Genomic DNA, 12,462 nt, shown 5'->3' with positions numbered 1-12,462 from the left:
GCATCGACGCGCCCGCGTTGCCGCGCTCAGCCCTCGCGCTCCGAGTACCCCTCTGCCATCGCGGCGACGATCTTGCGCGGCCCCTTGAACGGGTTGCGCGCGTGCGCCGTGAGCATGTTGTCGAGCATCAGGACATCGCCCGTCTCCCACGGGAAGCTGACCTTCAGCTCGTCGAGCACACCGCGGATCTCGTCGAGCACGGAATCCTCGATCGGCTCTCCGTTGCCGTAGTACACGTTGCGCGGGAGCTCGTCCTCGCTCACCACGTCGAGCAGCGCCTCACGCACCTCCGCCTCGAGGCCGGAGATGTGAAACAGGTGTGCCTGGTTGAACCACACCATGTCTCCCGTCTTCGGGTGGCGCGCGACGGCCTGGCAGGTCTGCCGCGTCCGCAGCTCGCCGTCGTCCTTCCACTCGCAGACGATGCCGTGGCGCTCGCAGTACGCGGAGACCGCGGCCCGGTCGTCGGTCTCGAAGACCTTCGGCCACGGCACGTCGAGGCCGTTGCCGAAGTTCCGCACGTACATGAGCCCGTGGCGCACGAAGCGCTCGCGGATCCGCGCATCGACGCGCCGGTACACCTCGCGGCTGTCGGCGATGGGCGTCTCTCCCCCCTCCTCGGCGGCGATGGCGCAGTAAAACCAGATCTTCATCGGCCACTCGCGGCTGTACGCCTGCTCGTTGTGGAGCGGGATGTGCTGGTGCGCCGGGTACTCGGTGGACGAATACACCCCGTCGACAAGCTTCGTGCGCGGCGTCGACCCGAACTCGTAACCGAGGAGCGGGTGCCCGAAGGCGGCCGCGAGCTCGCGGAAGCCCGCGACGCCATCGACGTGGAAGCCGCGAAACAGGACGCCGCCGTGATCGAGCAGGTGCTCGTCGACGTGCCGCGCGAGCTCCGCGAACACGCTCATGATCCTCTCGCCCCGCCGCGCCGGCGACAGCACGAGCGGCAGCCGGCCGAGCAACATCGACGTCTTCACCGCGGTCCGATCGTCCGGACGGACCTCCGTTTGCACCGAGCTCATCAAGCGCTCCTCGCGCCAACGCGCGCGCAAGACACAACACCCCCGCCGCTCCACGAGCAGCAGCGCTCCGCTCGTCACGAGCGGGCCCTGCGCCGCGGCGGAGTCACCACGCAGCCAGCACGCCGCCCCGCGGCGAGCCCGCGCTCAGGCCGTCACCGCCTCTTCACGAGGCGCGGCCCGCGGCGCGCGCTCGCCGTCCTCCGGAGGCGGCGCTCACCCGAGAGACGAGCCGGCTGCACCGCGCTGCGACGGGGCGGCGGCTCGTGTCACGTCAAGACGGCTCAGCTCGACGCCCGCTCCATGTGCTGTCGCAGGCTGAGCGGTCGCATGTCCGTCCAGCGCTCCTTGATGAACTCGAGGCACTCCTGCTTCTTGCCGGTCTTGCCCGCCTCGCGCCAGCCCTTCGGCAGGTCGAGGTAGTCGGGCCAGATCGAGTACTGCTCCTCGTGATTCACGACCACCTTGAACACTGTATCTTCACTATCCCAGCTCATCGTGACATCTCACCTTGTGGGTTGTTCAGGCGCCCATCAGGGCGGGCGCCGGTCCGTCGTCGCGCAGGGCGTCTCCGTCGCTCCGGGCGACGAGCCTGCCAAACTCGAGCTTGATGCAGCGATCGGCCAGGTGGAAGTAGCGATCATCGTGCGTGATCGCGAGCACGGTCTTCCCTCTGGCCTTGAGATCGGGGAGGAGGCGCTTGTAGAACACCTCTTTGAAGGAGGGGTCCTGGTCGGCCGCCCACTCGTCGAACACGTAGATCGGCCGATCTTCCAGGTAGGAGACGAGCAGCGCGAGGCGCTTTCGCTGCCCCTGGGAGAGCGCCGTGGTGGAGAGCACCCCGTCGACCACCTTGACCTTGTGATCGAGCTCCAGCTCGACGAGCAACCTGCGCGCGCGCTCGTCGAGGCGGGCGTGCTCGAAGCCGACAAGGCTGTCGAACAGGAAGAAGTCGGAGAACACCGCGGCGAAATGCTGGCGGTAGGCGTCGCGCGTGGCGTCGGTGACCGGCTCGCCGTTCAGGGAGATCTCCCCGCCTTCGGGCGCGTACAGCCCGACGAGCAGCTTCGCGAGCGTGGTCTTGCCGCTCCCGTTGCCGCCGACGAGGAACACGACCTCTCCGGCGCGGAGCTCGATGTCGATGGGGCCGAGCAGGAAGGCGCTGTCCTCGAGCTCGCGGTAGTACGAGTGGGTGACGCGCCGCAGCCGGAGCCGCTCGAACGGGGGCGGCGCGGTCGCGGCGGCGGGCGGCTCTGCGCCTTCGAGGCTGCCGGCGACCTGGTGGATGCGCTCCAGCGCGATGCGGGCGCGGCTGACGCTCGGGATCGCCATGAGCACGGCGTCCATCGGGAGCATCATGTACAGGAACACAAGGGCGTACCCGGACATGACGTGGGCCTCGACATCGAAGATGCGGCCGAAGATGAACAGGACCGCTCCGATGAAGACGAAGAACAGGAAGCTGCCCCAGCTCTCCGCGACGACGTAGATCGTCATGCCCTTCACGCGCTCTGCGCGCACGGTCTCGATGCTGCGCGCGAGCAGGTGGGACAGGAAGGCCTGCTTGCGCGGCCTGTGGAGCTTGAGCTCCTTCGCCCCGTCGAACAGGGCGCGGAAGTGGTGAAACAGCCCGTCCTCGTGCTTGCGTGAGGTGCGCAGGAAGTCGAGGGCCCTCGTGTGGGCGCGGAGGTACGCCGACGAGCCCAGCAAGACCATGAGGGCGGCGAAGAGGAACACCTTCCACGAGAGGACGCACAGGTAGACGAGGCACCCCAGGACGACGGCGCCGTTCATGATGAGGTTGGGGAGGGTCACGAAGAACTGGGAGACCGTCCCGATGTCCTCCGTGAGCACGGCGAGGATACGCGCCGATCCCTGGACCTCGAGGTGGCGATAGGGCGCGTCGGCGACCTTGCCGCTCACGAACGCGCGCATCGAGGCGAGCGTGCCCTGGCTGAGGTGCACGAACAGCGATTGCGAGATCCAGCGGGCCGCGAGCACGACGAGGCTGAGCCCGGCGAACTTCCACCCGAGCGCGGGCATCGCGCCGGATTCTGCGGTGAGCGCCTGGTTGATGACGGCGACGAGCGCCGCTCCGCAGAGGCCGCTGACCAGGCTCGTGACGAGCGCCGCGGGCAGCAGCCAGCGCGACGACTGGATCAGGAACGCTATCAGCGCCGCGCCCCGCCATCTCTCCTTTCGCTGCGACGCTCCTCCGCCGAGCGTCTCCGCTGCTTCGTTCATCCCTGTCTCCGCGCTGCCTCGCAGCCGCCGGTCGCCGTGTCGCTCGCTCCCCGCGCCACGATCCCCGTCGCGGGGGCACGCCCTCGCTCAGCAGAGGAGACGCCCGCCCGTGGCGGCCGAGGTGCAAGCCTCCCCCATGTACAGTGCGCCCGGTCACACGTCAATGGAAATTGAATGTCATTTTCATTCTCAAGATGGACATGGGGACCGCTGTCAGTAGAAATTTGTACAAATTTCGTGCGTCGCACGTGGCGCTGGCTCCAGGGCCGAAGGACCGCTCCCGGAGCGCTCACGGGCTCAAGCAGGACCTCTTCGCGTGCCTGGCGGCGTGGAGTCCGCTGGACGCGCCGCGCGGCTCGCGCTCGGCCAGCGGGGCTTTCACTGTGAAAATCCAGGCTGGATCTTGACGCGCTCTCCTGAAAATGAAAACAATAATCATTCTCAATCTTCGAGCGCCGAACACTTGCGTCAGGATCTGCCCAATGAGGAACCCTATTTCTTTCCGAACTGCCGCTCTTCTCGCCTTCTCAGGCTTCGCCGCGCTATCGAGTGCCTGCTCCTCGGACAACTCGTCGGGCTCGAACGGCGGAGGTGAGCCCGACTCGGCGACCAACCCCGCGGTCCTCGTCGCGGGCCAGGCCTATAACCCCGGTGAAGAGTACCTGACCTACGTCGGCATCTTCCCGGAGGTGCCGCAAGGCGACGTGGGTTTCGGCGACTTCCGTGAGTTCGGCAATGCCAACGTCACCGTGCACGACGGCCGCGTCTTCGTCGAGCAGGACGGCGTGATGCAACGCTTCTCCGTGAACGAAGAGCTCGAGCTCGTGGACGGGCCGCGCTTCACCTGGGCGGACCTCGGAATCGCCGGCGCCAACGCCACCTCCACGGTGTTCATCTCCGCCACGAGGGCGTACACGTTTGCACCGCAGCTGGGGGTGATCGTCGTGTGGGATCCGGAGGCGATGCAGAGGACCGCCATCATCAAGCTCGATTTCCCGGCGCGACCCGAGGGCATGGAGACCTGGGCGTCCGATGGGCACGTCGTCGGTGACAAGGTCATCTGGAACGTGTTCTCCGGGGATTTCGAGACGTCCGTGCCTCATCCTGCGGTGACGCTCGCCATTGCGCCGGCGCACAGCGAAGCGCCGCCGACGTTCGTCGAGGATTCGCGCTGCTTGCCTGGGGGGCCGTCTTTCCTCCACGAGAACGGCGACTACTACGTCCACGGCGGGGGCTTTTTCGGCTACTTCTACGCCTTCGGCGGCATCCAGGACAGCCGCACTTGCGCCTTGCGGGTGAAGGCCGGTACGACCGAGTTCGACCCCGACTACCTGCTCGACTACGAGGCGGTGACTGGCAGTTACGTCAACACGCCCTGGATCGGCGTGACCGGGGGCCAGTACGTGACGCGCGCCTGGGATCCGAGCGTGCCCCTCCCCGAGGTCGCCGACGATTTCTGGGGGGCAAAGACGAATCGCGCGATGCTCGTCGATCAAGGCGCCGGCACGGCTGTGCCCTATCCTACCATGGATGAACTCTTCGATATCGACGGCCAGACCCGTATTGTCGACGGGGTGAGCTACTTCCAGCTCAGCGAGACGGGCTACGCCGAAGGTGGCAACGCCGACGTCGTCGAGCTCCATCCCGACGGCGTCCGTCCGAAGTTCCACCTGACCGGCGGCTTCTTGCTCACGCTGGCGCGCGTGCGCTGAAGGCCCGACGGGTCCCGCGGGGCGCCGTCGCTCGGGCACCAGCAACGCGCCGCAGAGCGGCGGTCTCCTGTGCGGGAGACCGCCGCTCTAAGGGGGTAGAGTTTGTGACAGTACGCGCTGGACGTTCCGACCCATGATGGCCCGGATCTGATCCTCGGAGAAGCCGGCGCCGAGCAGCGCCTCGGTGATCGACGCCATCTGCGAGGCGTCGATGGGGGTCTCGACGAAGCCGTCAAAGTCGGAGCCCAGCGCGACGTGGTCGACGCCGATGCGATCGACGGTGTAGCGGATGGCCCGCACGATGGAGGCGAGATCGGCGCCGCACGTCGCGTTCTCGAAGAAGCCGATCCCGACGACGCCGCCGGCGGCCGCGGTGCGGTCGAGCGCCGCATCGCTGATGTTGCGCGGGTTGTCGCACGTGCCGAGCACTCCGGTGTGGGAAAAGACGACCGGCTTCGTGGCCACCGCGAGCACGTCGTCGATGGTCTGCGCTGAGGCGTGCGCCAGATCGACCAGCATGCCGAGGCGCTCCATCTCGGCGATGACCCGTCGCCCAAACGGCAGGAGGCCATGTTTTTGCTCGCCGTGCGCCGAGCCTCCGACCTCCGTGTCGAAGAAATGCGATGGCGCCATCATGCGAAAGCCGGCGTCGAACAGGCGCTGGACGTTCTCCAGCTTGCCTTCGAGCACCTGCGCGCCCTCGATGCCGAGGAAGCCTGCCGTTTGCCTGGGATCGCTGGCGCGAGCATCGATGTAGTGAGCCAGCTCCCCGCGGGTGCGGATGACCCGCAGCTTGCCCCCCGAGTCGAGCGCCGCTTCGTGCAGGCGCTCGGCCTGGTACAGCGCGCGCTCCAGCAGCGACGTCCAGGTGCGGGGGGGCCAGCGCTCGGCCACGAACAAGAGCGCCGTCAGGTCGCTCGTGCCCGAGTTGCTCTCGAGGTTCATGTCCCAGGGCACCTGGCTGACGATCGTGAACCCCTGCAGCGCCACGCCGCCTTCGATGAGCCGCGGCACGTCCACGTGCCCGCGCTCGTTGCGCTCGTTGAGGGAGCGATTCCACATCAGCGAGTCGGCGTGTAGATCCGCGACCCACAGGCCCTGGTGCAGCGCCAGAGCGCGCTGGTTCGGGGCCGAGGGAGGCGGCGCGTTCGTCGTGTTCGCGTGGTCGTCGACCACTGGCGGCAGGACGAAGTGGAAGAACCCGAGCGCCGCGAGCAGCGCGCCGAGCACGTACGGCCACGCCTTCTTCATGGGGCGGTGAGCCGCGCCGGCAGCTCGTACGTTGCGATGGCCTCGATCTGCTTGTTCTCCCACGCCTTGCGGCAGGCCGAGCGCATCACCTTGCCGCTGGAGGTGAGCGGCACGGTCCCGGGCGCGAGCAACAGGACGAGCCGCGCGGGCTCGCCGTGGAGCATCGCCACGGTCTCGCTGATGCGCTGGCACAGCGCGTTCAAGTCGACGAGCTTCTGCGCGCGCGGGCTCACCTCGGCCGCGACGGCGATCTGCTCTTCTCCGTCCAGCTCCAGGCCGAACGCCACGGTGCGGCCGCGGCGCAACACCTCGGCGCGCTCCTCGACGCTGCGCTCGATGTCCTGCGGATACAGGTTGTACCCGCGGACGATGATCAGATCCTTCAGGCGTCCGGTGACGACCAGCTCGCCCTGCTGAAGAAAGCCCAGGTCCCCGGTGCGCAGCCAGGTGCGCGAGCCCTTGGTAACGAAGCTCTCGTTCGTCGCTTCCGGGTTGTTCCAGTAGCCACGCGCCACGCTCGGCCCCGCCACGCAGATCTCACCGACCGCGCCCTCCGGGAGCGGCGCGTCGGTCTCCGGGTGCGCGACGATCACGTCATGCTCGGGTTGCGGGCCGCCACAACACACCAGCGGGCGGCCGGCGTCAGACGGCTCCACGCGGTCCTCCGACAGCGCCGCGGCGTCCACCCGCACGCTGTGCGCGCCGCTCCCACGCCGCCCGCCGGTCACGAGCAGCGTCGACTCTGCCAGCCCGTAGCACGGGTACAGAGCCTTCGCGTCGAAGCCGACTTCCGAGAACTTCTGCGCGAAGGCGCTGAGGGTCTGCTCGTGGATGGGCTCGGCACCGCAAAACGCGAGGCGCCAGCTCGACAGGTCGAGCGAGAGCGCCGCCGGGTCGCTCACGCGCTGCGCGCACAGGCGGTAGGCGAAATCAGGACCGCCGCTGACCGTGCCGCCGTGCTTCGACACGGCGGCGAGCCAGCGCTCCGGGCGCTCCATGAAATGCTGCGGCCCGAGCAGCACGCCCGGAATGCCGTAGTAGAGCGGCTGAAGCAGCGTGCCTATCAGCCCCATGTCGTGAAACAGCGGCAGCCAGCTCACGACCACGTCGTCGGCGCTCATCGAGAACGCAGCGCTGATGGCGCGCTCGCCCGCCATCAAGTTGGAATGGCTCAGCATCACGCCCTTGGGCGCCGTCGTCGAGCCCGAGGTGTACTGCAGCATGGCCAGCGCGTCGGGGCTCGGACGCGCCCAGCGCCACGCCTCGCCGTCGGTCAGGTTGGCGGAGTCCGTGGCGACGAGCTGTGCGGCGCTGAGCTCCGGCACCACCGCGCTCGCGGCGCCCAGCGGGCCAGCGAGAACGCTGTTCGTGAGCACCAGGCGCGGCGTCGCGTCCTTCAGGATGGAGATCAGGCGCCCGGCGTGCCGCGGATCGGGTGACGCGGGAGGATAGGCTGGCACGGCGATCAAGCCGGCATACAAGCAGCCCAGGAACGCGACCACGTAGTCGGGGCCCGTCGGGTAGATCAACAGCGCGCGATCTCCGGGCGCCGCGCGCTCCGAGAGCAGCGCGGCGCACGCGCGCGCGCGTGTGTGAAGCTCGCCGTAGCTATAGACGTGTGTAGGCGTGTCGCCGTCCGTCAGAAACGTGAGTGCCGGCCGCTCCGGATGGAGCGCCGCGCGCTCGAAAAGCAGCTCCACGATGGTGGGGGATAACGCAGGATCAAGCGTCACGGCGCTCCTCGCTGTGGGGGCCTGGGTGTCGACCGCAGGGCCTACTATTAGATTTGATTATCATTTGCAACAAAAATCGTGCTCGGCGCCCGATCGTCCTTTCGGAGGAAATTTTCATTTTCATCAAATTTTTGTGGGTTGAGCCGACGGATATTAGTGATGTAAATCACTAACATCGGCTTCGACGCCTGCGGCAACGTATCATGAAAATCATTATCATTTAGTCCTTGTGAACGCACCCCGGGCGTAGTACAGATTTTACGCATGGTCAGGGAAGTCCACTGCCACTCGGAAGCCCCCCACGCCCAAGAGTCCTTGGCCCAACGTCACGCCGCGTTGGCAGCCCAGTATTCGTTCTCCGAGAGCGCCATCCTGTCGCGGCAGGCGCGGCGAGAGTCGAATGCGCGCACCTATCCCCGCCGCATCCCGCTGGCCTTGAAGCGCGCCAAAGGCATCTACGTCGAGGACGTGGAGGGCCGGGTGTTCATCGATTGCCTGGCAGCGGCGGGCACGCTGGCGCTCGGCCACAATCACCCTGTGGTCGTGGAGGCGCTGGAGCAGGCGCTGCGCTCCGAGCTTCCGATGCAGACGCTCGATCTGATGACGCCGGCGAAGGACGCCTTCGTCGAGGAGCTGTTCTCGCTCTTGCCGAGCGGCCTGTCGGCGCGCGCGCGCGTCCAGTTCTGCGGCCCTGCGGGCACCGACGCGATCGAGGCGGCGGTGAAGCTGGTGAAGAGCGCGACGCGGCGGCCCACGATGTTCGCGTTCCAGGGCGGCTACCACGGCATGTCGCAGGGTGCGCTCAGCATGATGGGGAACCTGGGCCCGAAGCGCGCGCTCGCGGGCAGCCTCGGTGGCGTGCAGTTCTTGCCGTACCCGTATGACTATCGCTGCCCCTTCGGTCTTGGCGGGGAGGCGGGCGAGGCGGCGGGGATCGCGTACATCCAGAACCTGCTCGGCGACCCCGAGAGCGGCGTGCTCACGCCCGCCGGTATGCTGATCGAGGCGGTGCAGGGGGAAGGCGGGGTGATCCCCTGCTCGCCGCGCTGGATGTCTCGCTTGCGGGAGCTGTGCACGCAATACGACGTGCCGCTGATCCTGGACGAGGTGCAGACGGGCTTCGGGCGCACGGGCAAGATGTTTGCGTTCGAGCACGCCGGCATCACGCCGGACGTTGTGGTGCTGTCCAAGGCCATCGGCGGCGGCATGCCGCTGTCGGTCGTCGTGTACGATGAGTCGCTCGACACCTGGAAGCCTGGCTCACACGCTGGCACGTTCCGGGGCAATCAGCTGGGTATGGTGGCCGGGCTGGCGACGCTGCGCTTCATCCGGCGCGAGCGCCTCGACGAGCACGCCGCTGCCATGGGGAAGCGGCTGGCGGCGCACCTCAGCGCGCTCGCGAAGCAGCATGCCTGCATCGGTGATGTGCGCGGGCGCGGCTTGATGCTCGGCATCGAGATCGTGAAGCCCGGCGAGCACGACGAATTCGGGCGGCCGCTCGCCGGCGGCGAGCTCGCCTCGGCGCTGCAGCGGGCGTGCCTGCGGCGCGGCCTGATCCTCGAGCTCGGCGGGCGAAACAGCAGCACGGTGCGCCTGCTGCCGCCGTTGATCATCACCGAAACGGAGGTCGATCGGGTCGCGGAGATCCTCGCGCGAGCGCTCACCGACATCGAGCGTTCGGCGCGAGGCGTCGTCCAGGCCTGATTCGAGCGCTCGCGCTGCCTCCGCCGGCGTCCGCCGCGGCGAGCCGGTACATCCCGGCAGCGTCGCGCGCAGGCGCCCCACGAGCGAGCACGCGCGGGATGCGCGGGAGAACCGAGTTGGATCAGAAGCCGAAACCCAACACCTACGACGCCATCGTCGTCGGCACCGGCATCAGCGGCGGCTGGGCCGCCAAGGAGCTGTGCGAGCGGGGCCTCGAGACGCTGGTGCTCGAGCGAGGGCGCAACGTGGCGCACCCGACGGACTACGTGACGGCAATGAAGGCGCCGTGGGAGCTGCCGCACGGCGATCGCCTGACCGCGGCGGAGCGCCGCCGCATGCCGGTCCAGAACCGGAGCGGCCTCCTGCGGCAATCGAACAAGCACTGGTTCGTGGAAGACGAGCGGCACCCGTACGTCGAAGAGAAGCCGTTCGACTGGATCCGCGGCCACCACGTCGGGGGCCGTTCGCTGACCTGGGGACGCCAGAGCTACCGCTGGAGCGATCTCGACTTCGAAGCCAACGCCGCCGACGGCGTCGGCGTGGATTGGCCGATCCGGTATCGCGATCTGGCGCCGTGGTACGACCATGTCGAACGCTTCATCGGGGTCAGCGGCGCACAGGATGGTCTGCCGCAGTTACCCGACGGCAGCTTCTTGCCGCCCATGGAGATGAACTGCCTCGAGGGCCACATGGCGAGCGCGATCGGCGCGCGCTTCCCCGAGCGGCGGGTGATCATCGGGCGCACTGCCAACTTGACGCGCGCCACGAATGGCCGTGGCCAGTGCATGTACCGCGACCTGTGCGAGCGCGGCTGCCCGTTTGGGGCCTATTTCAGCAGCCTGTCCTCCACGCTGCCTGCCGCCGCGGCGACCGGGTGCATGACGCTTCGCCCGAACGCGATCGTCAGCGAGGTGATCTACGACGACGCCCGGAGCAGAGCCGTCGGCGTGCGGGTCATCGACGCGCTCAGCCTGCGGGTGGAGGAGCTCTTCGCGCGCGTGATCTTCCTGACCGCGTCGACGCTCGGCACAACGTCCATCCTGCTCAACTCGACGTCGCGCCGCTTCCCGAACGGCCTCGGCAACGACAGCGGGGAGCTCGGCTGCAACCTGATGGATCACCACTTCATGGCCGGCGCCTGGGGTGAACATGGCGGCTTCACCGACCGCTACTACACGGGCCGGCGCCCGAACGGGATTTACATCCCGCGCTTTCGCAACCTCGACAAGCGCGGGAAGCGCGCATACCTGCGCGGCTTCGGGTATCAAGGCGGCGCCACGCGCAGCGACTGGCGGCGGACGGTCGCCGAGATGAGCTTCGGGCCGGCGCTCAAGCACGCCCTCGCGGAGCCAGGCAAGTGGAATATCGGTATCACCGGCTTCGGCGAGTGTCTGCCGAACCATCAGAACCGGGTGAGGCTCGATCGGCAGCGGCTCGATCCCTTCGGGCTGCCGCAGCTGTCGGTCCGCTGCGAATTCGGCTCGAACGAGCAGGAGATGCGCAAGGACATGCAGACGGCGGCGGCCGAGATGCTCGAGGCTGCGGGCCTCGAGCGGGTCACGCCGTTCGATGACGGCAGCACACCGGGCCGCGCCATCCACGAGATGGGCACCGCTCGCATGGGACGGGATCCGAAGACCTCGGTGCTCAACGCGCACAACCAGGTGCACGGCGCCAAGAACGTCTTCGTGACCGACGGCGCGTGCATGACCTCGTCGGCGTGCCAGAACCCGTCGCTCACGTACATGGCGTTGACGGCGCGCGCGGCCGCGTTCGCGTTCTCCGAGCTCGACAAGGGGCACCTGTGACGCGCCTCGAGGACGACAGCGCGGCGGGCAGCGCCGCGGATACAGCGCTCGATGCGGCGGCGGCGAAGCGGGACGGCGAGCGCCTGGTGGTCAGCCGCCGCCGCTGGATCCTGGCGGCGTCCGCCGTGCTCGGCGGCTCCGTCGCTGCCGCGCTCGCTGGGCGCGCGATGCTGTCCCAGCCGTCGCCAGCGGCGTCCGCGCCGTCGCCGGCCCCGGCGCGCGTCCCGCGCTTCCAGGCGAAGCTCTTCAGCCTGGAGCAGGCGTTGCTGGTCGAGGATCTGGCCGAACATATCCTCCCCGAGACCGACAGCCCTGGCGCCCTGAGCGCCGGCGTGCCCGCCTACATCGAGGACATCGTCCTCGAGGTGTTTGACGAGCCCGAGCGGCGGGCGTTTTTGCAGGCCCTCGACGCGACCGGCGCCGAGGCGCGGGCCGCCTACGGGCGCGCGTTCGACGAGTGTCGCGCCGACGAGCGCGAGGCGCTCGTCGCGCGCGGGCTCGAGCGCTGCGCGCCGTCGTTCGATACGGGCGAGCCGTGGTGCTTCTTTCAAGCCTTCCGCGCGCTGTGCATCGAGGGCTTTTGCCAATCACACCTCGGCGCGACGCGCGCGCTGCAGTACGAGAGCGTCCCCGGCGAATACCATGGCTGTGTTCCGCTCGCCGAGGTCGGGCGCGCGTGGGCCACATGACGTCGTCAGGTCGAGAGAAGACTCGAGCAGCAAGAGGAGAAACAGCATGAGCTTTGATGATGATGCCACTGTCTTCAACGTCGTTGTGAACCACGAGGAGCAGTACTCGATCTGGCCCGACTACAAGGAAATTCCGAACGGGTGGAGGGCGGTCGGCAAGAGCGGCAGCAAGAAAGAATGCCTCGCCTACATCGATGAGGTGTGGACAGACATGCGTCCGCTCAGCTTGCGCAGGCACATGGAATCGATCGAGCGCGAGGCGTCCCGCTCGACGCGCTGACTCTCCCGTCTCGGAG

Annotated in this window: 10 protein-coding genes; 5 read left to right on the top strand and 5 right to left on the bottom strand. The window is 68.1% G+C overall.

Going from position 1 to position 12,462, the window contains the following annotated elements; translation table 11 throughout:
* Positions 1-26: 26 nt before the first annotated feature.
* The 3 genes from WMF11_RS45815 to WMF11_RS45805 form a co-directional block, all read right to left on the bottom strand.
* Complete coding sequence (locus WMF11_RS45815) at positions 27-971, bottom strand: TauD/TfdA family dioxygenase (protein WP_437979397.1); 945 nt, start codon at positions 969-971, stop codon at positions 27-29.
* Between the two features lie 338 nt (positions 972-1,309).
* A complete protein-coding gene (locus WMF11_RS45810) occupies positions 1,310-1,522 on the bottom strand; it encodes an MbtH family protein (protein ID WP_437905371.1) in 213 nt (70 codons plus the stop codon).
* A gap of 25 nt (positions 1,523-1,547) precedes the next feature.
* Positions 1,548-3,269, bottom strand: coding sequence for a cyclic peptide export ABC transporter (locus tag WMF11_RS45805; RefSeq protein ID WP_437975235.1), 1,722 nt, complete (start codon positions 3,267-3,269; stop codon positions 1,548-1,550).
* Between the two features lie 482 nt (positions 3,270-3,751).
* Between WMF11_RS45805 and WMF11_RS45800 the strand changes: the two genes are divergently transcribed.
* Positions 3,752-4,981: a hypothetical protein gene (locus WMF11_RS45800; RefSeq protein WP_437975234.1), complete on the top strand. Its 1,230-nt coding sequence runs from the start codon at positions 3,752-3,754 to the stop codon at positions 4,979-4,981.
* An 87-nt stretch (positions 4,982-5,068) separates the two neighbouring features.
* Here WMF11_RS45800 and WMF11_RS45795 read toward each other — a convergent pair whose 3' ends face one another.
* Together WMF11_RS45795 and WMF11_RS45790 are read right to left on the bottom strand one after the other, a co-directional pair.
* Complete coding sequence (locus tag WMF11_RS45795) at positions 5,069-6,232, bottom strand: dipeptidase (protein ID WP_437975233.1); 1,164 nt, start codon at positions 6,230-6,232, stop codon at positions 5,069-5,071.
* The gene (locus WMF11_RS45790; RefSeq protein ID WP_437975232.1) at positions 6,229-7,932 is read right to left on the bottom strand and encodes a fatty acyl-AMP ligase; all 1,704 of its coding nucleotides are present in this window, start codon (positions 7,930-7,932) and stop codon (positions 6,229-6,231) included. The genes WMF11_RS45795 and WMF11_RS45790 overlap by 4 nt, the downstream gene beginning before the upstream one ends.
* Before the next feature lie 297 nt (positions 7,933-8,229).
* On the opposite strand from WMF11_RS45790, the gene WMF11_RS45785 reads away from it, so the two are divergent.
* The 4 genes from WMF11_RS45785 to WMF11_RS45770 all read left to right on the top strand — a co-directional run bounded on the left by WMF11_RS45785 (position 8,230) and on the right by WMF11_RS45770 (position 12,446).
* Entirely contained in the window at positions 8,230-9,669 is a 1,440-nt protein-coding gene (locus WMF11_RS45785) for a diaminobutyrate--2-oxoglutarate transaminase (RefSeq protein ID WP_437975231.1), read from the top strand.
* Between the two features lie 116 nt (positions 9,670-9,785).
* Complete coding sequence (locus WMF11_RS45780) at positions 9,786-11,477, top strand: GMC oxidoreductase (RefSeq protein WP_437975230.1); 1,692 nt, start codon at positions 9,786-9,788, stop codon at positions 11,475-11,477.
* Positions 11,474-12,166, top strand: a complete 693-nt coding sequence (locus WMF11_RS45775) for a gluconate 2-dehydrogenase subunit 3 family protein (protein ID WP_437975229.1) — start codon at positions 11,474-11,476, stop codon at positions 12,164-12,166. Before WMF11_RS45780 ends, WMF11_RS45775 begins: the two co-directional genes overlap by 4 nt.
* A 46-nt stretch (positions 12,167-12,212) precedes the next feature.
* On the top strand, positions 12,213-12,446 hold the full coding sequence (locus WMF11_RS45770) for an MbtH family protein (protein ID WP_437975228.1): 234 nt from the start codon (positions 12,213-12,215) through the stop codon (positions 12,444-12,446).
* The last annotated feature ends 16 nt before the right edge of the window (positions 12,447-12,462 follow it).

This window comes from Sorangium sp. So ce295, from assembly GCF_051527405.1.
Classification (GTDB): domain Bacteria; phylum Myxococcota_A; class Polyangia; order Polyangiales; family Polyangiaceae; genus Sorangium; species Sorangium cellulosum_B.
The sequence above is the reverse complement of the archived record's forward strand: the minus strand, read 5'-3'. Positions and strand labels throughout refer to the sequence as shown.